The following is a 22,697-nucleotide window of genomic DNA, read 5'->3' as shown; positions in this document are numbered from 1 at the left end:
GGCGTGCTAGGAGACGGGCGTGCCGACCGGGACGTACACGAGCCGGGCCCAGCCGTCGCCGCTCCACGGGTCCTCCGTGTCGGCGAAGAAGAGCAGTGTGCCGTCCTTCGGCGGCGGGAGGTCCGTCGCGTCGGCGGGGAGGGCCGCGAGGTCGATCGCGGCGAGGAACGGCAGCTCCGGAACGGGCTCGCCCTCGGGCATCGGCGGCAGCCCGCCGATCCGTCCGACCACCGGCCCGTCCGGCGGCACCTGCCCGGAGACGCCCGGCGTCGGGCAGCGACGCACGGTACCGAGCCACCGCTCGACCTCGTCCTGCGGCAAGTCACGGCCACGGGCTGTGTCACGGAACGCGTCCATCGATCTCGTTCCGCCGAGTATGCGGGCGCCGATCATGACCACGGGAGGGCGAAACCGGGACGCGCGCGGACGGTGGCCGCGACCACCGCCGTGCTCGACGTCCGCGCCGAGCACGGCAGCACCCCCGACAGCGAACGAGTCCGCCGTCAGGGTCGGCCCAGCGCGCGGTAGTCCCATCCGGCGGCACGCCACTGTGCGGGGTCGAGGGCGTGGCGGCCGTCGACGATCCGGCGCCGGGCGACGACCGCGCCCAGGGCGTGCGGGTCGATCTCCCGGAACTCGGCCCATTCGGTGAGCAGTACGACGACATCGGCCCCGGTGGCCGCGGCGAGGACGTCCGTGCCGTACTGGAGGTCGGGGTAGGCCCGGCGGGCGTTGTCGACGGCCGCCGGATCGATGACGGTCACCTCGGCGCCGGCCTGGTGCAGGGTACGGGCCACGTCCAGGGCGGGAGCGTCACGGATGTCGTCGGAGTTGGGCTTGAACGCCGCCCCCAGCGCGGTCACCCGGGCGCCCGCCAACTCGCCGCCCGCCAGTTCGCGTACCAGGTCCACGGTGCGGGCCCGGCGCCGCTGGTTGATGGCGTCGACCTCGCGCAGGAAGGAGACGGCCTGGCCGACGCCCAGTTCCTCGGCGCGGTGGCTGAAGGCCCGGATGTCCTTGGGCAGGCAGCCGCCGCCGAAGCCGAGGCCGGGCTTGAGGAACCGGCCGCCGATCCGGTCGTCGTACGCCAGCGCCTGGGCGAGCGCGGTGACATCGGCGCCGGTCGCCTCGCAGATCTCCGCCATGGCGTTGATGTAGGAGATCTTGGTGGCGAGGAAGGAGTTCGCGGCGGCCTTGACGAGTTCCGAGGTGGGCAGATCCGTGACGACCACCGGGGTGCCCTGGGCGATCACCGGGGCGAACGCGGCGCGCAGCCGCTCCTCGGCCCACTCCGACGCGACGCCGAAGACCAGCCGGTCGGGCCGCAGGGTGTCGTCCACGGCATAGCCCTCGCGCAGGAACTCCGGGTTCCAGGCGAGTTCGACGTCCGCCCCGGCCGGGGCCGTGCTCCGGACGATCTCCGTCAGCCGCGCGGCGGTGCCCACCGGAACCGTGGACTTGCCGACCACCAGGGTGCGCCTGCGCAGATGCTGGGCGAGTTCGCCCACCGCGCTGTCGACATAGCGCAGATCCGCCCCGAAGGAGCCCGGGAGTTGGGGAGTGCCGACGCAGACGAAGTGGACGTCACCGAACTCCCCGGCCTCGGCGAAGCTCGTGGTGAACCGCAGCCGCCCGCTGTCGAGGGCCTTCGCGAGCAGTTCGGGCAGACCGGGCTCGAAGAAGGGCACCTCGCCCGAGTTCAGCCGCTCGATCTTGTCCGGGTCGACGTCCACACCCAGGACGTCGAAACCCAGGACGGCCATGCAGATGGCGTGGGTGGCGCCGAGATAGCCGGTGCCTATGACGGTGAGGCGGGGAGCGGTTCTTTCGGTGTCGTCCGAAGAGGTCATGGTGGTCTCCAGAGGTGTTTCGGGCATGACGCCCCACCGCACCGGCCAGGGTTGGCCCGCGGTGGCGATGGGGCGGATGTGGGTCAGGAGGTGCAGTCGACGTTGGCGAGGCCTTCACCCGCGTCGTTCGCCTTGTTGTCGCAGGTGACTGTGTTGCCGTCGGACGTGAGCCGGAAGCCGTAGCCGGGCCCGTCCACGTTCGCGGTGTTGCCCCGGAAGATGTTCCGGGTCCCCCAGCCGTTGACGATCTTGTGGGTCTGGAAGCCGTCCTCCGTGGAGTGGCTGCCGGTGTTGCCCTGGAGCAGCCAGCCGTTGCCCTTCACATCGACCCAGGAGTCGTTGTTGTGGGAGCCGCTCAGCTTCGATCCGTCGAAGGTGTTGTCGATGACCTTGCCGTCGCTGGTGCCTTCCTTGATGTCGATGGACTCGGCGGTGGTGTCGCTGATGTCGTTGCCGAGCAGCACATTGCGGTCGCTGGCGTCCGTCTTGCAGTCGCTCACGGTGCACCAGTTGGACTCGGCCGTGCCGATGTAGATGCCCTCGCCGTACTTCTCGCGGCGCAGCCCGGTGGTGCGGATGGTGTTGTCCCGGACCATGTTGTCCGAGCTGAAGTTGCGCAGGTGGATGGCCTCGTCGCCGATCTGTTCGACGGTGAGGCCCTGGATGACGCTGCCGACCGTGCCGTCCGCCATCACGCCCTTCTGGGCGTTGCGGACGGTGAAGCCCACCAGCCGCCAGTGGCTGACGCGGTCCAGGTGGAAGGCGTAGCCGTCGTCGGTGTCGCCACCGTCGATGACCGCTCCGGAACCACCGCACAGGAAGATCGGCTTCTCGGCGGAACCGGAGGCCTCGGCGGTGAAGTTGCCCACGTAGGTGCCGTTGCCCAGCGCGATGCTGTCCCCGGGCCGCGCCCCGGCGAGGGCCTGTTCCAGCGAGGCCGTGTCGTTCACCTCGACGGACGCCTTCGGACAGTCGACGGCGGACGACGGCACCGAACCGCTGGACGCGCGCGCGGTCGGGGTCGGTTCGACCTCCGACCGGGTCGGCTCGGCCGACGGTTCGTCCTCGGCCGCCGACGCCTCGGGCACCCTGGGTCCGGCCGTGGTGGCCCCGGCCGTCACCTCCGGGCCCGAGTCGCCGCTGTTCGCCACCGCCACGACGAGCGCGATCAGGGCGAGCAGGAACGCGCCCCCCGCCAGCCAGACGGCCGGCTGCCGGGCGGGACCGTTCCCCGGCTGGGGAGGTGCGGGGGACGAGGTGGTGGTCGGCGTCTCATCGGACTCGGACATGCGGGGCGGCTCCGGATCGGCGGAAGGCGTCGTCATCGGGGCGGGCGGACGGACTGAGGGGTCAGGGCGCGCAGCGCGGTGGTGTCCTCGTCGTCCTTGGAGAACCAGTCGTGCCCGGAGGAGGAGGTACGCGGGACGCTGATCTCGACGACGGACGCGCTGTTCGTCACCGGCTTCTTGTCCTCGTACGGATGGCTGCCGGGACGTCGCCCTCGGCGGTTTCCTCGGCGGCGTCGGCCCAGGACGGCGGAGAACAGGATGAGCAGCAGGATGAAGGTCCACAGCAGCGTCATCGGGCTGGCGTAGTGCCGGAACTTGACCCAGAAGGAGCTGGTGTCGTGCCAGGCGAACGTCTGGTTCTGCTTGACCGTGATGTCGCCGTGGGCGCGCGTGGTGTCCACGGCGCTCGGGCCGACCCCGGAGATCACGTTGTACGTGATGACCGACTCCTCGACGCCGCCGACCAGGGTGATCCCGTGGTTGGTGCCGTCCTGGACGGTGTTGCCGCGGATCTCGCCCACCGAGTCCCGTATGTAGATGCCGGTCTCGGTGCCTTCGACGATGTTGCCGGTGATCGTCGCGGCGCTCACTCCGTCACGCACCGAGATGCCCTGCCGTGACTGGCCGACGAGCCGGTTGCCGGTGATGGCGACCTTGGTGGCGTCCTTGCGGGCCACGATGCCCATGTCGCCGCCCTCGACGCGGTTGTTCTGCACCCCGACGTCCTTGCCGCCGAAGATCTCGATGCCGTAGCGGCCGTTGTCCCTGGCGGTGCTGTCGGACACGGAGTTGGAGCCGTAGCTGCTGATGGACTCGCCCGAGGCCGAGGGGCCGCTGGCGAGCGGCCGCCCGCTGAGCGTGAACCCGTTGCCGCCGTTGCCCTCGGCGGTGGAGCCGCTGACCCGGACCTGCTCGGTGGCACGGGCCAGCACGAAGCCGTCGCCGCCGTTGTTCCTGGAGACGGTCCCCTCGACCACGGCGTTGGTGACGAACCGGTGCAGTACCAGGCCGTGTTCCAGGCTCTTCTGCACGGTGCTGTCACTGATGCTGACGCCGTTGGCGCCGGACAGGAACAGTCCGAAGGCGTTGCCCGTGAGAGTGGAGTGCGCGATCTCCGCGGAGACGTAGGACAGGCTGGGCACCGAGAACCGGGTGTCCGGTGTGGCCAGCGAACCGGAGGGCTGGGCCACCACACCGCCGTTGCCGCCCTTCGTGCCCGGAGCGACCGTCGTGTCGTCGACGTTGCCGGTGTCGGGACGGTCGGTTCCGGTGAGGCTCAGGCCGCCCGTGCGACCGCTCCAGAACCCGAGGTCGCTGACCTTGGCGTAGTCCATGGCGTACTGACCGCCGATGGCACGGATGTAGGCCCGGCCGTCCCGCACGTCCGTGTCGGGCTTGTTCTTCTTGTCGTCCCAGCTGGTGACCTTCAACGGCGCCTGCTTGGTGCCCGCCAGAGTGAGCCGGCCACCGAACGAGACGATGCTGACGAAGCCCCTGTTGCTGCTGGCCATCTTCAGCGTCAGACCACCGGGATTGGACAGCTTCAGCTTGGCACCGGCGTTGAGATAGATGTTCTCGGTCAGCAGATACGAACCGTCCCGCTCGCGTACGAACGTCTGCGGAGCCAGTTCGAGCAGGTCGGAGACGGTGTAGGCGTTGCTGCGCTGGGTCAGGACCAGCGTGTAGCCGTCCCCGGTGTCCAGTCGGTACGGCGCCTTCCACTCGCCCCCCTTCAAGGGGGCGACGGCGGCGACCGCGCGGACCTGGTCCAGACGGTGGTCCTCGGCGGCCACGAGCGCGGTCTCGTTCTCCGCGTCGGCGGCGTTGACCTGCGGCTTGTCGTCGCCGTCGGCGGCAGGGACGGCCGAGGCGGAGGTGAAGAGCAGACCGGCGGCGAGAGGGAGCACGACCGCGCCCCGGAGCATCCGCAGAGCGGACGGAAGGTGCTGACGTGTCATGACTGCTGCACCTCCGGCCACGAGTTGGCCGTGACCCGCGTCGCGCCTCGCAGAGAGGCGGAGTCCTGCCCCTCTCCGCCGACACTGTCGCTGGTGCGCGTCAGCCAGCCCTGCTTGTTCATGGTGATGAAGGCGAACAGCTTGATCGGCAGCGAGATCATGATGACGACGAGTGCCAGCAGCGGCAGCAGCAGCACCTCCTGCGGATGTCTGCGCAGATGCGAATAACCGCGGATGCCGCGTCCCACGAGCAGCCAGATCAGTACGAGGACGATGCCCCGCCCGGTCAGCTCCAGCCGGCTGAACAGCAGATACCCCAGCGCCATGCCCATCGTGATCGGCGTCAGCAGGATCTGCAGCACGGTGATCTTGGTGACCAGCGGGACCCGCCAGAGCCAGCCCTTGTACAGGGCGGTCAGATAGCAGCGGTAGGAGTTCCTGCTCCAGCGCACCCGCTGCTTGACGAAGGCGCGGAAGGACGAGGGGAACATCGAGATCGCCCGCGCGGAGGACTGGTGCACGGTCTTGTAACCGGAGGCCAGCACCAGCCAGGTCAGCCGTCCGTCGTCGCCGGCGACACAACGCCGGCCCAGGAAGAACTCGTTCTCCAGGTTCTCCAGCACGGGCTCGATCGCGGCCCGCCGATAGGCCGCCGTCCGGCCGGAGAGGCAGGCCACGGCGCCCGCGCGGCCCATGGCCGGCACGTAGTCGTAGTACCGGAGGTTGACCAGCCAGTCCGCGATACGCCGCCAGACGCTGGTCCGGCGCTGGTAGACGTTCTGCTGGGTGCCGACACCGCCGACCTCGGGATCGACGAACGGCATCTGGACGGCGGCCAGCAGCCCCGGCTCCCACCGCGTGTCCGAGTCCACCAGCACCACGAGCTCGCTCGTCGCGGCCCGGATCCCCACTCCCAGCGCCGACCGCTTCCCACGGTGTTCGAACGCCAGCACCCGGACGCGGGGATCGTTCACCTGCGCAAGCCTGCGCAGGACCTCCGTGTCCTCGACGTCCGGGACGATGATGACCTCGGCCGGCCCCTGCTCCAGCCATGAGTCCAGGCAGTCGAGCAGGATGTCCGCGTCCTCCCGGTACGCGGGGACCACCACGGACACCGTGGTCCGGTAGTTGTTCACCACGGGTTTGGCGAACCGGGAGAGCACCGCACGATAGAGCCACAAGCCCCAGACGAAGGCGCCTGCGATACCCAGTGGCATCAACTCACGCCATGATGTCTCGGCGGTCGCCATGACTATCCACGACCAGAGATCGTCGAAAAAATCCGACACGAACCCAGAACCCCCACCCCGGAGCTTTGCCCAAACATGTGGGCGAAATGTGCATTGTTCACGGTCTACAGGGCGAAATCTAGGGCCGAAACGATCCCTCTCGACACATGAGAAACGCAAAGTTCACCTTGCTCAGCCATTAAATGTTCACGCGGGGAGGGATGTCCAGGGTGGGCGGTCCACCACCTGATCGAACCGATCCGCTCGCTCCCGGATGATCTGACGGATCGTCACATCAGCTTTGCCGCAAGGGTGTTGAGGGAAATCAGGGCGAGCGCCGAGACTTCGTCGCCTCGCTCGCGGCCGAGGCGCGCGGGCCTCCGCGCGCGCCTCGCGCGTGTGTCGCACATCACATGCCTCGGAGGGTTGGGTAAGAGGTTTATCGATCTTGGTCTAGTGCGGGCTCCGGCGCATGGCGCACCGGCGCGCCGCGAACCGCCGAACACCCCCGAGGGGCAGGGGAGTTGGATACGGTCGGCGATCACCGGAAGAAATGGTAATGTCACTGATCGCATGTATTTGGTATCAGGCAGTGAGATCGGCTGCCTCGGCGCGTCAACCGTGGGAGTCGACTTGACACCTCGTAAGGGAACCGGCTGGTGTGCCACCCTCCTGCTGGCGGTCGCGTCGGCGACCGGGGCGCTCACCGGGTGTCAGACCTTCGCGGACGCCGCCTCCACCCAGGGCTGCGAGGGTACCGAGAGCCGGGTCGACGACCTGAAGGCGTACGGCGTTCTCGACTCCCGGCCCCAGGGGGCCGTCGTGCCCAAGGGCTTCGAGGCTCTGGACGCAGGCTGCTGGGAGGACAGCGGCGAAGCGTGGGTGTATGCCAACCGCACCTATGCCTTCCCCGGCGACAGGGCCGACGTCACCCGGTACTACCGCGCCGCAGCGGAGCGCGAAGGGTGGAAGCCGTCTCCGGCCACCCGGAAGTCCGCGAAGGAGGACAAGCCCGCGAGCCTGTGCTTCACCCTCGGCGAGAAGGACGACTCCACGACGCTGGACGTCTACTTCCTGACCGAGTCGGTTCTCGACGCGGAAGGGGCCGAAGCCGGGCCCGAGTTCGACTCCGGAGCCGGTTACCTCGTCGCCGTCAACGCCACGGCCGACGGCTCCGCGACCAGTTGCTCAGACTGAGGTCGACCCGCCGGATGGAGCGCGCGGCCCGACGGTGTGGGTGAGCAAGTCCACGACTATCGGCCAACGTTGGCTTGAAGCGACCACTTGTCATGTAACGGATTGACTTCTGTAAGCACGCTGTGAAGATCGTCAGGTGCTTGCGGGAAGACCCCGCACCGTTGCAAGGAGTGAGCTTGATAGCCACGTTCCTCAGACCCGGGCGGAGAGCGGACAGACCGTCCGTCCGGCCCTTCCTTCCTCCGGCCCGGCGAAGACGCCTCCGTTCGGTGGCGGCGACCGTCGTCCTGGCGATGGCCTTCGAAACCGCCCTGATCGCCGGAACCTCCACCGTCGCGGTGGGCCTGGGCCGCGAAGCGCCTGCCGCCGACCGGGGCAAGCGGGCCAAGGACCTCGGGTCCGCGACCGCCGGATCGGTGGCCGCCGCCCGGCTGAAGGCGAAGATCCAGAACCGTCGGATCGAGGCGCTGGACGCCCGTACCGAGACGTCCACGGTGTACGTCAACCCGGACGGTTCGGTGACCGAGGAGGCATACGCCGGGCCGATCCGGTTCCAGGACGACCAGGACCGATGGCAGGACATCGACGTCTCGCTGCGGAAGCTTTCGGACGGCGCGGTGGGCGCCCGACAGCATCCGCACGGGCTGCGCCTGGCCGGGAGGACCACGGCCCCCAAGGGGCTCAAGAGCGTCGGCGAGAGCACGGGTTCGGCCGGTGTCCCCCTGGTGACACTGGAGGGCCGGACCGGACAGCGCATGCAACTGGGCTGGTACGGGGCCCTTCCCGCGCCGGTGATCGAGGGCGAGGAGGACAACGTCGCCCGCTACCGGAGCGCCCTCCCCTCGACCGACCTGTTGGTCGAGTCGACGCGTACCGGCTACGAGCAGTTCCTGGAACTGAAGGACCGTTCCGCTGTCGACGCGAGCGGCGCGATCACCTACAGCCTGACCGCCAAGGGCCTGACCGCGAAGGAGAACAAGGACGGCTCGGTCTCCTTCGCCGACGCCAAGGGCAAGCGCGTCGGGGTGCTGCCGACACCGGTGATGTGGGACGCCCAGATCGACGCCAAGTCCGGTGAGCACAAGCGCACCGCCCCGGTCGGGGTGAAGGCGGCCCAGGACGGAGACACCGTCACCCTGACCCTGACACCGGACGCGAAGTTCCTGGCCGACAGCGCGACGCGGTTCCCGGTGACGATCGACCCCGCGATCAACGTGGGGGCCAGCTTCGACACCTTCGTCCAGGACGGGACCACGACCGACCAGTCCGCGTCCACGGACCTCAAGCTCGGCAACAACGGCTCCTCGCAGGTGGCGCGTTCGTTCCTGTCGTTCCCGATGAAGAACATCACGGGCAAACAGGTCTCGGCGGCGAAACTGAACCTGTTCGCCTACCACTCGTGGTCCTGCACCGAGAAGAGCTGGGAGGTGTGGTCCACCGGCGCCGCGACCACGTCCTCGCGCTGGTCGGCACAGCCTTCCTGGGGGACGAGATACGCCACCAGCACCCAGACCAAGGGCTTCTCCAGTGCCTGCGCCGACGGCTGGGTCAACGCCGACGTGACCTCCCTGGCCAAGGCGTGGGCGGCCAACGGCAGTGCCACCAACCACCTGGGCGTGCGGGCCACGGACGAGACCGACCCGTACGGCTGGAAGCGGTTCTACTCCGGCAACGCCGCCTCGAACACGCCCTACCTGTCGGTGACGTACAACTCGGTCCCCGAACTGCCGACCCTGATCGCCCCGCTGAGCGGGGCCGCCACCAACGACACCACCCCGACGCTGTCGGCGAAGGCCCTGGACGGCGACGGCTCGCAGGTCACCCTCGACCACGAGGTGTGGACCTCCACCGGAACCGCCGCCCTGCGCACCGGCTCCAGCGCCGCGGTCGCCTCCGGCGCCCAGGCCAACTGGACCCCGGCCGCACTCGCCGCGGGCTCCTACAAATGGCGGGTCCGCGCCGGTGACGGCTCCGCCACCAGCGCATGGTCGGCCTTCCGTACCCTGACAGTGGACACCGCCTCCCCTGCCGCGACATCGGTCGCCTCCACCGACTTCCCCGCCGGACAGTGGTCCGGCACTCCGAACGGCAGCGGCGACTTCACCGGAGGCTTCACGCTCACTCCGCCGTCTTCGGACGTCAAGGAGGTCCAGTGGCAGGTGGACGGCGGCGCCTGGCAGTCGATCGCCACCACCGGCGCCGCCGTGACGGCCAAGCCGGTGTTCCGCGCGGGCAGGCACACCCTGTCCGCCCGCACCAAGGACGCCGCCGGCAACGCATCCGCCACCACCACCTTCGTCTACTACGCGGGCTCGGGCGCGGCACTGCTGACCCCGGCGCAGGGGGACCGCCCGGCGCGGCGGACCGTACTGTCCGGTCAGGGCAAGACCGCCGACACGGGGGTCCGTTACCAGTACCGGCGCGGCGAGACCGACTCCTGGAAGGACGTGCCCGTCGCCGACGTGCGCCGCAAGTCGGACAACGCGGCCGTCGCCGCCTGGCCGGTGAAGGTGACCGGTGGTCTGCCGGAGGAGTTGGTGTGGAACATCACCGACACCCTCGCCGAGGACGGTCCGGTGGACATCCGCGCGGTCTTCACCGACGGCTCCAGCACCGACGCCTCCCCGGCCGCCTCCATCACCGTCGACCGTGACGCGGGCGCCGCGCCGACCCAGGCCGCCGGCCCGGGAGACGTGAACATGCTCACCGGCGACCACTCGCTCTCCGCGACCGACGCCTCGGCGTTCGGCCTGACCGCGAGCCGCACCGCGTCCTCACGCCGTCCGACAGCGGGCGGACAGCAGGAGGGCCAGGTCGCCGTCTTCGGTCCGCAGTGGACCGCGGGCACCACCGCCGAACTCACCGACTCCGAGTCGCTGTACCTGCGCAGGACGTCGGACACCTCGGTCGCCCTGGTGGACATCGAAGGCGACGAGACCGGATTCACCGCGACCAGCGGCGGCGGCTGGAAGCCCGAGGAGGGCGCCGAGGCCCTGACCCTCACCGGCAGCCTGACCGGCTCCTTCACCCTGAAGGACACCGAGGGCACCACATCGCAGTTCACCAAGATCGACGCGGCGGCGACGACCTGGCAGCTCTCCAAGACCTCGCTCTCGACCGAGAACTCCACCACCTCGCTGTACTCGGAGAAGGTCACCGTGGGCGGCACCGTGCTGGCCCGCCCGAAGTACGTGATCGCCCCCTCGTCGGCGGTGAGCAACGAGACCTGCGCCAACGCCCCGTCCACCAAGGGCTGCCGCATCCTGGAGTACCAGTACGCCGCCACGACCACGGCGACCGGCAGCACGCTCGGCGACTACGCCGGGCAGGTCTACCGGCTCCGTCTGTGGTCCACCGACCCGGGCGCGTCCACCGCCACCGCCACGGTGATCTCCAGCTACGCGTACGACGCCTCGGGCCGGCTGCGTGAGCAGTGGGATCCGCGGATCTCCCCGGCGCTGAAGACGGCCTACACCTACGACAGCGCGGGCCGCGTGGTCACCCAGACCCCGCCGGGCGAGCTGGCGTGGACGTTCGAGTACGGCAAGGCGGGCGCCAGTTCCGTGGCAGGCGACGGCATGCTGCTGTCCGTCTCCCGGCCCACGCTGAAGCCGGGCAGCAAGGACGAGCCCGACGGCGGCAGGGCCGCCGTCTCCCTCGTCTACGACGTGCCGCTCTCCGGCACCAAGGCGCCCAACCAGGTGTCCCCGGCCGACGCCAGGACCTGGGCCCAGACCGACGCCCCCACGGACGCCACCGCCGTCTTCCCCGCCGACCAGGTGCCCGCCTCGCACAACGGCACCGACCTCGGCGCGGGCGACTACGACAAGGCGACCACCACCTACACCAACGCCTCGGGACTCCAGGTCAACACCGGCCTGCCCGGTCGGCACCTGACGACGACCCAGTACGACGCGTTCGGCAACGTCGTCCTCGAGTTGGGGGCCACCAACCGCGAACTCGCCCTCGGCAGCGCGGAGTACCAGGTCAACACGCAGAGCGAACTCGGTATCCTCTCCGATTCGCCGGCCGAGCGGGCCCAGAAGCTGGCCACGGTCGCGAAGTACTCCGCCGACGGCAGACGGATCGTGGACCGGCTCGGACCGCTGCATCTGGTCACGCTGACCAAACAACTCCAAGGCGACTCGGACAGCCCGGACATTCCGGCCGGTACCCAGGTGCCCGCGCGGGGACACACCGTCACCCGCTACGACGAAGGCCGTCCCACCGACGGGTCCGCGCTGGTCATGGACCAGCCGACCACGTCCTCGACCGGCGCCTTCGTCGAGGACTACCCGACCGACGGCGACATCCGGACCAGCACCACCGGCTACGACTGGGTGAAGGGCCTGCCCACCAGCACGGTGACGGACCCGAACGGGCTCAAGCTGACCCGTACCTCCGTGTTCGACGCCCAGGGACGCGTCACCAAGAACAGCCAGCCCAAGTCCAACGGAACCGATGCCGGGACGCTGGTCTCCCAGTACTGGTCCGCCGGTGGCACCGGAGCGTGCTCGGGCCGCCCCGAATGGGCGGACCTGCTCTGCTCCAGCGGCCCCGCGGGAAAGATCACCGGTGGCGGCTCGAACCCCGATGAACTGCCTACCAAGACCCTGGAATACGACCGCTGGGGCAATGTCAGCAAGGTCACCGAAGCCGCCAACGGGGTGACGCGCACCACCGTCACCACGTACGACGCGGCCGGACGAGGGAAGCAGATCCAGATCAGTGGCGGTGTCGGCACAGCGGTACCGACACAGACCATCACCTTCGACTCCGCCAACGGCCAGGTGGCCACCATGTCCGACGGCGCCACGACGGTTCGGCACAGCGCCGACAAACTCGGTCGTGAGATCTCGTACGACGACGGTGCGGGCAACGTCACGCGCACCGAGTACGACGCACGCGACCGCGTCACCAGAAGAGCCGACTCGGCTCCTTCGGAGACCACCTACAGCTACGACAGTCTGACCGGCCAGGCGACCCGCATACACGACTCCGTCATGGGCGGCATCGGCGACGTCACCGGTTCCTACGACTCCGACGGGCGCCTGTACAAGCAGAAGCTGCCCTGGAACATGGACGTCGAGTTCAACCTCGACCCCACGGGAGCCGAGACCTCACGCTACTGGCACTGGGAGTCCGGCTGGACCGTCCAGGGCGAGTCGCTGAGCGAGAACATCCACGGCCAGGTCGTCTCCCGCACCACATACACGGGCGGGGGCGCGTACCAGGAGTACACCTACGACGCGGCCGGCCGGCTGACCAGGGCCGACGACACCCAGACCGGTGTCACGACCCACCGCGGCTACGGGTTCGACGACAACACCAACCGCACGTCCCTGGTGACGACGGTCGACGACGTGGACGGAGGAGCGCCCACCAGCACGACGGTCAACTCCTCCTACGACAGCGCCGACCGACTGATCGCCACCGGCACCGCCTACGACGCCTTCGGCCGTACGACCACCCAGTCGAGCGGTGCCGAGAACGCGTACTACGCCAACGACCTGGTGCGCAGGATCACGGCGCGCGGCGAGCGCACCACCTGGAACCTCGACGCGACCGGCCGCCTCGCTTCCTCCACGAAGGAGAGTCAGGACGACAACGGCGCCTGGTCCACCACGGCGACCACGCGCAGCCACTACGGGGCCGACGGGGACAACCCCACCTGGATCGGGGAGGGCGACGACAAGATCACCCGGAACCTGTCCGACCTGACCGGAGGCCTGATCGCCACCACCGGCGCGACCTCCGCCGAGGTGGTCCTCCAACTCGCCAACATCCACGGCGACATCGCCACACAGATTCCCCTGGTCGACGCCACCACACCCGTCGTCAACAGTTACGACGAGTACGGCAACCTCCTTCCCGGAACCGACGAGGCCCGCTACGGCTGGCTCGGCGCAGAGCAGCGCTCGTCCGAGACTCCGAGCGCGGTCACCCTCATGGGGGTTCGCCTCTACGACTCGGACACCGGGCGGTTCCTGTCCGTCGACCGCATTGTCGGAGGGAACGCCAGTTCCTACGACTACTGCTTCGCCGACCCGGTGAACTGCTACGACATCAGCGGAAACTACAGCATCAACGGCCTGGTCCCCGAAGCCGCGATATGCGCCCTGTTCCTGCTGTGGTGTGCGGACATGGCCTACATCACGTACTGGGCTCTCGGTGAGGCCAAGAAGAGGTATTCGGGGGCGAAGCAGAATGCCTACCGCCACTGCATCTGGCAGGCGATGCTGACCTGGGCTGTCGGTTCCTCCCTGGCCAAGGCTCTCGGTAACGCCCACGAGAAGAACGCGGGAAGCGGCGAGGCCGCGAGGCGTGATTCCGCGGCCGACAAGTTCAACAACAAGGTCGGAAGAAAGCTGGGAGGGAAGATCACGGCCTGGACGTACGGAAAGGCGAAGGAAACCGCCTGCCGCTTCTGCAAGGACGCGGTCAAAAAGCACAAGCTGAAATCCAACGCAAAGGGAAAGAATATGGTCTAGGCCGTCCATGACGGTTCCTGGAACCGCCCCTGGGCGGTTACGGGAGTGCCCATGTCCGCCCGTGTCGGACGGGGTCGAGCGGGGTGGTGCGGAGGTCGCGCGCCACCCCGCTCGGTCGTTCGGCGGGGCTCCGGCGGGGCTCCGGCGGGGCTCGTGCGGGCCGGCGGCTACAGGCCCGCTCGGGTCAGCAGCCACTCCATGTGCGCGGCGGGGAGGAACGGTGAGGCACCGGCGGCCTCCGCGACGCGTTCGCAGGGGTCGGCCAGGAGCCGGAGCAGCGACGGGAGCGGGAGATTGCGGTGCGGCGCGACCGCGCGGCGGACGCGTTCTTCGGGGTCGGATGCCAGCTTCTCGGCGAGGGCCGCCGGCAGGTTCGGATCGCGCGGCGCGAAGGAGCGGAGCCGGGGCACCGGGTCGGTCACGAAGCGGCGCAGGACCTCTGAGGAGAACGTCAGGACCGCCGCCTCGTTCCACCAGAACGTGAACTTGTCCCGTCGGCGATAACGGCGCTCGATGCTCTCGGCGGTCGCGATCATCTCGGCGTACATGTCGTCGGTGAGGTCCGGACGCCTCGCGACCTTCCCCCCACTCCGCCGCCACGCGAACAGCCGCCGGACCAGGTGTGCCGGCAGGGCGGGATTCGTCGCCAACCCGTCCAGCACCTTGGCGAGGTGGACCGGGGGCACGGTGTCGGCGTCCATGGGGTGAGGATGTCAGGCGGGCCTCGCCGCACAGCCGCCGGGCCGGGGTTGGCCCCCGCCCCGGCTCCACCTCGCGAGTGACAACGGGTCGGTCAGGTGAGGAACCCCGGCGTCAGCTCGTACTGCCGGCTCACGCGCACACCGAAACGGTCGAGTGTGAAGTTGACCTGCCAGATCTCGACGCCGCGTTCCACCGCCCGCGCGACCTGGTCTCTCACTTCGCTGTGACGGCTGCTCTCGCGGGCCTGGAAGCCGGGGTTGTCGTAGAGGAAGCGGACGAGGAGGATCGCCCGTTGGTGCGCTTCGAGACTGCGGCCGAGTTCACCGATGTGCTTGACGAGCCGCTCGGTCGAGGCCAGGGGCGGACGCGGCCGGGTGCGGACGTGGTCGCCGAGGGGCACTTGGAGGTTGTCCAGGGGAGTCTTCACCTCGACATAGGTGTCGCCGTCGATGAGGAAGTCGAGCCGTGACCGCCCGAGGAACGTCTCCCGTCGGACGGACTCGGCGGTGACGATCCGCGACAGGAGTCCACCGGCGAGGGCCTGTTCGACATAGCGGTTGGCCGCGGTCTGGTTGATGCCGATCCAGGTCGTCATGGACGCGCGTCCATGAGCGGACCGGGTGCTCGCCCCACTCGCCCGAAGGCCGATTCGCCTCACGGCTACTGGCTACTGGCGATTGGCCAGCGGCCGTTGGTCAGGCAGCTCAGCGGTGGGGCGTCAGTCGCCGTGACCCTCCGCGTACAGGGAGACCGTGTCCCGAGCCCGCCGCATCACGGCCTCGCGCAGCTCAGCGGGCTCCAGGACCTCCACCGCCGGGCCGAACGCCAGCAACTGTTCGGCCGCGCGAAGCGCCGGGAACCGTAGCTCCAGTTCCACCGGTTCCCCCTCACCGCCGGCCCAGGCTCGGCCTCGGCCCCAGCCCCAGCCCCAGCCTCCTCCAAGACCGAGACCGGCCCGGCGAGATCGGCTTCGTGATAGCGCAGGAACCGGGCCAGCACCGACCGCCGTACTCGCACCACCACCCGCACCGGAGCCGGGATCCGGTCGACGCGGCGGCGCAGCGCCTCCCACACGTCCGCCAGCTCGACCCCGGCACGGCGGCGCACCGGCTCGTCGGCCACCGACGCCGACAGCATCCGGTCGAGCCGGAACATCATCGGCTGCCCCCGATGGTCCGCCACGAGATACCAGGCCCCGGCCTTGCTCACCAGCCCATAGGGATCCGGCGTGTACGAGCGCACCCGGGCGTCACGGCCGTGCCGGTAGCGCAGCCGTAGCCGCCGGTCGTTGAACACCGCCGCCTGGAGGACTCCGAGGTCGACGTCGAAGGGCGCGGGCTCGTGCGCCAGCGCACCGGATCGATCATGATCCGCCGGCTCGCCAGATCGGCGTCCCCGCGAAAGGGCGCCGGCAGCGCCACCATCACCTTGCGCAACGCCGAACCGATCGCCTGGCCCAGCCCCAGATCCGTATGCGCCTGCTCCGTGACCAGCACGAACAGGGCCTGAAGGAGCGCACCACCGACCGGGACAGGGCGATGTCCCCCGTCGCGTACAGCAGTCAGCTCAAGGCCATTCACCGCTGGGGCCTGGGGCGGCCCCATGATCTCTCCGTCATCCGGCAGCCCGTGCTCGTCGCGAACGGCGACAGCGACAGAATGGTTCCGTCGAAGAACTCGGCCGACCTCGCGCGACGGCTGCCGAACGCCGAGTTGGTGATCTACCCGGACGCCGGTCACGGCGGCATCTTCCAGTTTCACGAGCAGTTCGTGGAGACCGCTGTCGAGTTCCTCGAACGGCAGTGAACGGAGGGGCGCCCGGACACCCGAAGGACATGTTGTCGGCCTCGGCTCGCCACTTTCCGGCCTTGTGGGGTGACGCGGGTGTTCTCGGCAAGGGAGTGTTTCCGGTCCACCTTCGCCCGTGGGCATGCCGTTTGGGCGGCGTGTGAAGTTTCCGTCGAGTATCTGTAAGTACCCTGTGTATTGCGGCGCTGGTGGTCCGTGAGGGCCGGGGCGATGGTCCCGAGACTCCTCAATGATCAGTCAATTCCCTTGTCCGGAACGCGAGTTGGCGGTTTGCCCGGAGCATTTGCCTGCATCACAGTGAGGCGGCTCCACCCTCCGGGGGCTTGTGCGGCCCCGGAGTCGTTCGCAGCACGTTTCCGTTCCATCTCGTCACATGAGTGAGAGGAAACAGTCATGCGCGTCAGATCCTTACTCGCCTCCGCCGCACTTACCGGTGCGGCGGTGTTCGGGGCCGTGGCCCCGGCCCAGGCGGCGCCCACCAACGACACGGACCAGGACGTGGGCGCCCTCGCGGTCGTACACGTCGTGCTCTACCAGCACGGCAACTACGGCGGTGCGTCGTTCACCCTGAACGGCGACTACGGCTGCGACACCAACGCGGATGTGGACTGGCAGCTCGGCTCGTACTCGTCCTCCGGATGGAACGACATCGTGTCGTCCTTCCTCGGCTACTCCGACTGCCAGACCAGGGTCTGGGAGCACGACAACTACGGCGGGGCCAACTACGGCGCCTACACGAACAGCAGTTACGTGGGCGACGCCATGAACGACAAGACCTCGTCGTCCCAGAACTCCTGATCCTCACGCGGTGAGCGGTGGCGCCGACGGCCGGAATCCGCCGGCGCCACTGGACGGAAGTCTCCCAGAAGGTTCCCCCCACCCGGAGGTTCGGACCACCCATGAGCCGGATTCGGTTCCCTGTCACGCTGCCGGCCCTGGCCCTGGCCGCCGCCGCTCTCGTGTCGGGCTGCTCTGCGGACGGCGACGCGTCGGGCGCGTCCGCGCCGGAACTCGGCGAGGTACCGCGGGTGCGCGGCAGCGCCGACATCCCCGATCTGCCGCTGGACGCCTATGTCCTCACCAAGGAGCAGTACCAGTCCTATCTCAAGGCACAGCGGCTGCTGATCCGGGAGTGCATGTCCCGGTTCGGCTTCGACTTCCGGGCCCTGGACGTGGTGCTCGACCCCGAGAAGGTGCCCGATCTGCGCCCCGACAAGACCCGCTACTACTTCCTCGTCGACGCGAACTCGGCGGCAGCGTCCGGGTATCGGGCGCCCGACCGGACTCCCTCCGGCGGGAACGACGAGGGCAGCGGGGAGGACACCACCCCGACGGCGGCGGAGCGCGCGGTCCTGGCCGGCAGCAACGCCGGCAAGCAGGTCGCGGGCGAGCGCGTCCCGAAGGGCGGCTGCCAGGGAGAGGCGAACCGCGCGACCCTCGGCGAGGACGGCACCGCCACGTTCATGAAGCTGCCCAACGAGCGGGTGGCGATCCGAGCCCGCGTGGACGCCGACGAACGCGTACGGGACGTCTTCGCGGAGTGGAGCACCTGTATGGACAAGTCGGGCTATGACTACGACGACCCGATGCAGGCCAACGACGACGACCGCTGGAAGACCCCGGCCCCGGCGGGCGGGGCGGAGATCCAGGTGGCCAAGGCGGACGTCGACTGCAAGCGGAGGACCAACGTCGTCGGCGTGTGGTGGGCCGTACAGGCCGCGTACGAGAAGCAGTACATCGAGAAGAACGCCGAACGCATGGCCGACGTGAAACACACGGTCGACGCCGTCCTCCGCAACTCGGGACGACTGGCGGGCAGCGGTGCCTGAGAGGCGCGAGGGCGAGCAGTCCCAGGGGGAGTCCGGGGACGAGGAGTCCTCGTCCCGGGAGAAGCCCTCGTCCCGGGAGGCATCCATTGGCGGGTCGGACGGAACGTCGGTGGAGACGGTGGGTGCGCGGGCCGTGGTGGTGCGGCGGCGGACTCTGCTGATCACCGTCGTCGCGACGGCCGTGGTGCTGTCGGCCGGCGGCATCGGGGCGGCCGGACTGGTCAAGTCCCCGGCGGAACGGGCCGCTTCGGAGGCGCCACCCCCGGCCGATGTGCTGACCGCCCCGGTCGAGTACCGGGTGCTCAAGGACTCCGTCGTGCTGCGCGGCACGGTACGGGCCGACCAGACCGTCGAGATCGCGGCCCTCTCGGCGGGCGGCGGGGACGCCGTACGCGCGGTGGTCACCAGGACCCCGCTCCGGGAGGGCGTCGGCGTCAAGGCGGGCTCGAACCTGATCGAGATCTCCGGACGCCCCCTCTTCGCCCTGCAAGGCACCCTCCCCGCCTACCGCGATCTGAAGCCCGGCGCCCACGGCGCGGACGTCACCCAACTCCAACAGGCACTCGCCCGCCTCGGCCACACCACCGGCCCCGACACGAAGGGCACGTTCGGCGCCGGGACCAAACGGGCCCTCACCGCCTTCTACGCCTCCCGGGGCTACGACCCCCTGCCCGCCACAGCCGACGGCGGCGCCGCGCTGACCGCCGCCGAACGCACGGTGACCCAGGCCGAGCGCGCCTGGGAGGACGCCCCGAAAGGCAAGGCCAAGAGCCGCGCCGCCGAGGACCTGGCCGCGGCCAGGGCCGAACGCGCCGCGCTGGAGGCGATCGACGGGCCCATGCTGCCCGCCGCCGAGGTGGTCTTCCTGCGCAGCCTCCCCGCCCGGGTCGACCGACTGGGCACCCGGGTCGGCACCGAGGCCGGGCCCGGCACCGAACTCCTCACCGTGTCCTCCGGCGACCTGGTCGTCCAGGGCGCGCTCGGACCCGAGCAACGCGCACTCGTCCGGGCCGGGCAGCAGGTGGAGATCCTCTCCGAGGCCACCGGCACGACGGCCGACGGCACCGTCACCACCGTGTCCGAACAGCCCGACCAGAACACCGGCGACAGCCAGGACTCCGGGGACGGCGGCTCGGGCGAGGGAAGTGGAGGCGGCTATGTCGTGCTGGTCGACCCCACGAAGAAGCTTCCCGCGAAGCTCGCAGGTGAGGACGTCCGGCTCACCGTGACCGCGGGCTCCTCCAAGGAAATGGTGCTGATCGTACCGGTGAGTGCGATCTCCTCGGGCGCCGACGGCAAGGCGGTCGTCACGGTGTACGGACCCGGCGGCGGCCACCGCCGTACGGAGGTGACGACCGGCACCACGGGCAACGGCTTCGTCGCCGTACGCCCCGTCGGCCGAGCGTCCCTCCGCGAGGGCGACCGCGTGATCGTCGGTGCCACCGGTGACACCGGTGGGGCGACGGGTGGCGCGACGGGCGGGACGGCGGGCGGGACGGCGGGCGGGGAGACGGGCGGCGACGGGGCCGGGGAGAACGGGGGATGACGGAACCCGTGGGCGCGAACCAGCCCACCACCGCTCCGCCCGAGGCCGATGCGCCCCCCACTCCCGTGCTCGAACTCCGCGGTGCCGCGCTCACCTACCCCGGCCCGCCCCCGGTGGAAGCCCTCAAGCCATGTGATCTGCGGGTGGAACGGGGTGAGTACGTCACCGTCGTCGGGCCCTCCGGCTCGGGGAAGTCGACGTTCCTCAATATCGCGGGGTTGCTCGACACCCCCACCACGGGCGTGTGTCTGCTGGACGGTCATGACACCGGTGCGCTGAAGGACGCCGAGCGCACGGCGCTGCGGGGCCGGCGCATCGGTTTCGTCTTCCAGTCCTTCCACCTCCTCGCCCACCGCAGCGCACGCGAGAACGTCGAGTTGGCGATGATGTACGGCGGCCGTCTACGGCGAGCGGCTCGGGCGGCGCGTGCGCGGGAGGCGTTGGAACGGGTCGGGCTCGGTCCGCGCGCCGATGCGCCGCCCACACGGCTCTCGGGTGGTGAACGCCAGCGCGTGGCCATCGCCCGCGCCCTCGTCGCCCGCCCCTCGCTCCTGCTCTGTGACGAACCCACCGGCAGCCTGGACACCGCGACCGCCGAGTCCGTGCTCCGCCTCCTCGACGCGCTGCACCACGACGGGATGACCCTCGTGGTGATCACCCACGATCCCGCCGTCGCCGCCCGGGGAAGACGCACCGTCACCATCCGGGACGGAGTGCTCAGCGAGGAGCCGGCGAGCCAGGAGCCGGCGAGCCAGGAACGAGGAGCCCCGGCATGACCACCACCCCCGCCGGTCGGGTCGTCGACCGCTCCCGGCTCTCGCTTCGCGACCTCCTCTCCGAAGCCGTCGCCGGTGTGCTCCAGCGCCCCGGGCGGTCCGCGCTCACCGCGCTCGGAACCGTGCTCGGTGTCGGTACCTTCGTGGCGATCCTCGGGCTGACCGCGACGGCCTCCTCACAGATCGACTCCCGCTTCAACTCCCTGACCGCGACCGAGGTGACCGTCGAGGACACCGGCGGCGACGCCCCCGTGAAAGCAGCCCTCTCCTTCCCGGACGACGCCGACCGCAGGATCGAGCGGCTGGGCGGGGTCGAGGCCGCCGGCGTCTACTGGACCGTCGACGCCCCCGCCGCCCGCCGGGTGCGTGCCGCTCCGGTCGGGGACGGGGCGCGGGGCGACGAGATCCCGGTCCTCGCCGCGTCCTCCGGTGTGCTCAGGGCGGCACGGGCCACCGTCGGACAGGGCAGGGTCTTCGACTCCTGGCACGACCGGGAGCGGCAGCGGGTCGCCGTGATCGGCACGGGCACGGCGGCCCGGCTCGGCATCACCACCCTGGACACCCGCCCCGCCGTCTTCATCGGTGAGGTCCCCTTCACGGTCGTGGGCATCGTCGCGGACGTGGAACGCAAGGCGGATCTGCTGCTCTCCGTGGTCGTGCCGCGCACCACCGCGGCCGAGCTGTGGGGGCCGCCCGCCCAGAACCGCGCCGGGATGCTGATCTCCACGCGGGTCGGCGCGGCCGTGCAGATCGCCGAGGAGGCCCCGCTCGCCCTGCGCCCGGACGTGCCGGGCCACTTCAGGGCCGTACCGCCGCCCGACCCGAAATCCCTGCGTACGTCGGTCACGTCCGACCTGGACCAGCTCTTCCTGGTCCTCGCCGCGATCTGCCTGGTCATCGGGGCCGTGGGCATCGCCAACACCACGCTCGTCGCCGTACTGGAACGCACCGGGGAGATCGGTCTGCGCCGCTCGCTGGGGGCGCGGGGGCGGCACATCCTGGGCCAGTTCCTCGCGGAGTCCGGGGCGCTGGGCATGCTGGGCGGGCTGGTCGGCACCTCGCTCGGGGTACTCACCGTGCTGACGGTCGCCGTCGTACGGAACTGGACGGCCGTCATCCACCCCGGCACCGTGGCCGCGGCCCCTCTCATCGGCCTCGTCACCGGCGTACTGGCGGGCCTCTACCCGGCCTGGCGGGCCTCCCGCGTCGAACCCGCCGAAGCGCTGCGAAGGTAGAGCCGAGGGCGTCTCGGTGACCAGTTCTTGTGCGCGAGAGGGCCGGCACCCGGTCGGTCAGCGCAAGGCACGCTCCAAGGCGAGCCGGTGATCGGCGACCCACTGAGAGGCCTCCCGCACCTCTGTCACCGCCCCGGCGTCACGGAGACGGATCATCGCGAGGTCTCCGGAGTCAGCGGCGGCCTCGATGCCGCGCCGGCATCTGTCCTGCCACCACAAGATCGTGGAGACGAGCGCACGCCGGTCAGCGAGCCGATAACCGTCAGCGATCAACCTCAACCGGCGCGCGGCCTCGGAGGTGTCGTCGACGCGCGGCCCGAGTCCGAGGTACTGCCAACACGCGTGGGCGACATCGTGGATACGCGCGCCCGGGGCTGCCAGGTCCCAGTCGATGAAGGCCACCGGGCGCAGGGCGCCGCTTACGGGGCGACAGACCGTGTTCTTGGGCGCGAGGTCGTTGTGGCATACGACCTCATGCGATCCGGCCAGTGCCGTGCCTGCCGTCAGGTCGTGGAACTCCCGCACAAGCTCCGTGACCCGAAGCGGACTCTCGTCGGAGTACACGGCCGGCGGCTGCCGCGGCTCCCAGGCCACATGTCCGTCGACGTAGGTGAGGACCTCCCGGCCCTTCTCGTCGATGCCTCGGTAGCGCGGTGCACCTGGCCGGTCGTCGGCCTCAAGCATCCTCAGCAGGTCGCCGACGAACTCCGTACCGGCCGACCCGGGCCGACGCACCGTGGCACCGACACGCACGACGTGATTGACAGAGCCACCAGGCAGGGACGAC

The 22,697-nt window shown here is 70.0% G+C and carries 17 protein-coding genes and 1 pseudogene; 8 read left to right on the top strand and 10 right to left on the bottom strand.

Going from position 1 to position 22,697, the window contains the following annotated elements:
* Positions 1-6: 6 nt before the first annotated feature.
* From F9278_RS00755 to F9278_RS00735, 5 genes are all read right to left on the bottom strand, one after another.
* Positions 7-357 (bottom strand): DUF1963 domain-containing protein, encoded by a 351-nt coding sequence (locus F9278_RS00755; RefSeq protein WP_193241328.1) that lies wholly within the window; start codon positions 355-357, stop codon positions 7-9.
* 146 nt (positions 358-503) lie between these two features.
* Positions 504-1,850, bottom strand: coding sequence for a UDP-glucose dehydrogenase family protein (locus F9278_RS00750; RefSeq protein WP_152173613.1), 1,347 nt, complete (start codon positions 1,848-1,850; stop codon positions 504-506).
* 83 nt (positions 1,851-1,933) lie between these two features.
* Positions 1,934-3,139 (bottom strand): right-handed parallel beta-helix repeat-containing protein, encoded by a 1,206-nt coding sequence (locus F9278_RS00745; RefSeq protein ID WP_152166500.1) that lies wholly within the window; start codon positions 3,137-3,139, stop codon positions 1,934-1,936.
* Between the two features lie 32 nt (positions 3,140-3,171).
* Positions 3,172-5,097 (bottom strand): right-handed parallel beta-helix repeat-containing protein, encoded by a 1,926-nt coding sequence (locus F9278_RS00740; RefSeq protein ID WP_226966563.1) that lies wholly within the window; start codon positions 5,095-5,097, stop codon positions 3,172-3,174.
* Positions 5,094-6,314 (bottom strand): glycosyltransferase family 2 protein, encoded by a 1,221-nt coding sequence (locus F9278_RS00735; RefSeq protein WP_226966562.1) that lies wholly within the window; start codon positions 6,312-6,314, stop codon positions 5,094-5,096. The genes F9278_RS00740 and F9278_RS00735 overlap by 4 nt, the downstream gene beginning before the upstream one ends.
* Before the next feature lie 645 nt (positions 6,315-6,959).
* Here F9278_RS00735 and F9278_RS00730 point away from each other — a divergent pair.
* Together F9278_RS00730 and F9278_RS00725 are read left to right on the top strand one after the other, a co-directional pair.
* The gene (locus F9278_RS00730; RefSeq protein WP_152166498.1) at positions 6,960-7,523 is read left to right on the top strand and encodes a hypothetical protein; all 564 of its coding nucleotides are present in this window, start codon (positions 6,960-6,962) and stop codon (positions 7,521-7,523) included.
* Positions 7,524-7,792: 269 nt separating this feature from the next.
* On the top strand, positions 7,793-14,014 hold the full coding sequence (locus tag F9278_RS00725) for a DNRLRE domain-containing protein (RefSeq protein WP_226966561.1): 6,222 nt from the start codon (positions 7,793-7,795) through the stop codon (positions 14,012-14,014).
* 167 nt (positions 14,015-14,181) lie between these two features.
* On the opposite strand, the gene F9278_RS00720 is transcribed toward F9278_RS00725, so the two are convergent.
* The 4 genes and pseudogenes from F9278_RS00720 to F9278_RS49005 all read right to left on the bottom strand — a co-directional run.
* A complete protein-coding gene (locus tag F9278_RS00720; RefSeq protein ID WP_152166497.1) occupies positions 14,182-14,715 on the bottom strand; it encodes a hypothetical protein in 534 nt (177 codons plus the stop codon).
* A 92-nt stretch (positions 14,716-14,807) separates the two neighbouring features.
* The gene (locus tag F9278_RS00715; protein WP_152166496.1) at positions 14,808-15,311 is read right to left on the bottom strand and encodes a DNA/RNA nuclease SfsA; all 504 of its coding nucleotides are present in this window, start codon (positions 15,309-15,311) and stop codon (positions 14,808-14,810) included.
* 123 nt (positions 15,312-15,434) lie between these two features.
* Positions 15,435-15,593 (bottom strand): WYL domain-containing protein, encoded by a 159-nt coding sequence (locus F9278_RS48050; protein WP_264300155.1) that lies wholly within the window; start codon positions 15,591-15,593, stop codon positions 15,435-15,437.
* A 305-nt stretch (positions 15,594-15,898) separates the two neighbouring features.
* Positions 15,899-16,012 (bottom strand): annotated as a pseudogene (locus tag F9278_RS49005) (WYL domain-containing protein); the annotation flags it as partial.
* Positions 16,013-16,188: 176 nt separating this feature from the next.
* Here F9278_RS49005 and F9278_RS00705 point away from each other — a divergent pair.
* The 6 genes from F9278_RS00705 (at position 16,189) to F9278_RS00680 (ending at position 21,910) form a co-directional block, all read left to right on the top strand.
* Positions 16,189-16,521 carry an alpha/beta fold hydrolase gene (locus tag F9278_RS00705; RefSeq protein WP_264300154.1) on the top strand — a complete coding sequence of 111 codons (333 nt, stop codon included), beginning with the start codon at positions 16,189-16,191 and terminating at the stop codon, positions 16,519-16,521.
* A 396-nt stretch (positions 16,522-16,917) separates the two neighbouring features.
* Complete coding sequence (locus F9278_RS00700; RefSeq protein WP_152166495.1) at positions 16,918-17,322, top strand: hypothetical protein; 405 nt, start codon at positions 16,918-16,920, stop codon at positions 17,320-17,322.
* 101 nt (positions 17,323-17,423) lie between these two features.
* On the top strand, positions 17,424-18,353 hold the full coding sequence (locus tag F9278_RS00695; protein WP_152166494.1) for a hypothetical protein: 930 nt from the start codon (positions 17,424-17,426) through the stop codon (positions 18,351-18,353).
* Positions 18,346-19,899 carry a peptidoglycan-binding protein gene (locus F9278_RS00690; RefSeq protein WP_226966560.1) on the top strand — a complete coding sequence of 518 codons (1,554 nt, stop codon included), beginning with the start codon at positions 18,346-18,348 and terminating at the stop codon, positions 19,897-19,899. The genes F9278_RS00695 and F9278_RS00690 overlap by 8 nt, the downstream gene beginning before the upstream one ends.
* Positions 19,896-20,675: an ABC transporter ATP-binding protein gene (locus F9278_RS00685; protein ID WP_152166493.1), complete on the top strand. Its 780-nt coding sequence runs from the start codon at positions 19,896-19,898 to the stop codon at positions 20,673-20,675. Before F9278_RS00690 ends, F9278_RS00685 begins: the two co-directional genes overlap by 4 nt.
* Positions 20,672-21,910: an ABC transporter permease gene (locus F9278_RS00680; protein WP_152166492.1), complete on the top strand. Its 1,239-nt coding sequence runs from the start codon at positions 20,672-20,674 to the stop codon at positions 21,908-21,910. The genes F9278_RS00685 and F9278_RS00680 overlap by 4 nt, the downstream gene beginning before the upstream one ends.
* 57 nt (positions 21,911-21,967) lie before the next feature.
* Here the strand turns inward: F9278_RS00680 and F9278_RS00675 are convergent, their stop codons facing one another.
* A complete protein-coding gene (locus tag F9278_RS00675; RefSeq protein WP_226966559.1) occupies positions 21,968-22,663 on the bottom strand; it encodes a phosphotransferase family protein in 696 nt (231 codons plus the stop codon).
* Positions 22,664-22,697: the final 34 nt, after the last annotated feature.

The organism is Streptomyces phaeolivaceus, from assembly GCF_009184865.1.
In the GTDB taxonomy this organism is placed as follows: domain Bacteria; phylum Actinomycetota; class Actinomycetes; order Streptomycetales; family Streptomycetaceae; genus Streptomyces; species Streptomyces phaeolivaceus.
The sequence above is the reverse complement of the archived record's forward strand: the minus strand, read 5'-3'. Positions and strand labels throughout refer to the sequence as shown.

Excerpts from the sequence above, each read along its gene's own strand:
- F9278_RS00685 (WP_152166493.1), top strand. The coding sequence starts at position 19,896 with ATGACGGAACCCGTGGGCGCGAACCAGCCCACCACCGCTCCGCCCGAG.
- F9278_RS00750 (WP_152173613.1), bottom strand. The coding sequence starts at position 1,850 with ATGACCTCTTCGGACGACACCGAAAGAACCGCTCCCCGCCTCACCGTC.
- F9278_RS00755 (WP_193241328.1), bottom strand. The coding sequence starts at position 357 with ATGGACGCGTTCCGTGACACAGCCCGTGGCCGTGACTTGCCGCAGGAC.
- F9278_RS00720 (WP_152166497.1), bottom strand. The coding sequence starts at position 14,715 with ATGGACGCCGACACCGTGCCCCCGGTCCACCTCGCCAAGGTGCTGGAC.
- F9278_RS00700 (WP_152166495.1), top strand. The coding sequence starts at position 16,918 with ATGCGCGTCAGATCCTTACTCGCCTCCGCCGCACTTACCGGTGCGGCG.
- F9278_RS00745 (WP_152166500.1), bottom strand. The coding sequence starts at position 3,139 with ATGTCCGAGTCCGATGAGACGCCGACCACCACCTCGTCCCCCGCACCT.
- F9278_RS00735 (WP_226966562.1), bottom strand. The coding sequence starts at position 6,314 with ATGCCACTGGGTATCGCAGGCGCCTTCGTCTGGGGCTTGTGGCTCTAT.
- F9278_RS00740 (WP_226966563.1), bottom strand. The coding sequence starts at position 5,097 with ATGACACGTCAGCACCTTCCGTCCGCTCTGCGGATGCTCCGGGGCGCG.
- F9278_RS00715 (WP_152166496.1), bottom strand. The coding sequence starts at position 15,311 with ATGACGACCTGGATCGGCATCAACCAGACCGCGGCCAACCGCTATGTC.
- F9278_RS00695 (WP_152166494.1), top strand. The coding sequence starts at position 17,424 with ATGAGCCGGATTCGGTTCCCTGTCACGCTGCCGGCCCTGGCCCTGGCC.
- F9278_RS00705 (WP_264300154.1), top strand. The coding sequence starts at position 16,189 with ATGCGCCTGCTCCGTGACCAGCACGAACAGGGCCTGAAGGAGCGCACC.
- F9278_RS00680 (WP_152166492.1), top strand. The coding sequence starts at position 20,672 with ATGACCACCACCCCCGCCGGTCGGGTCGTCGACCGCTCCCGGCTCTCG.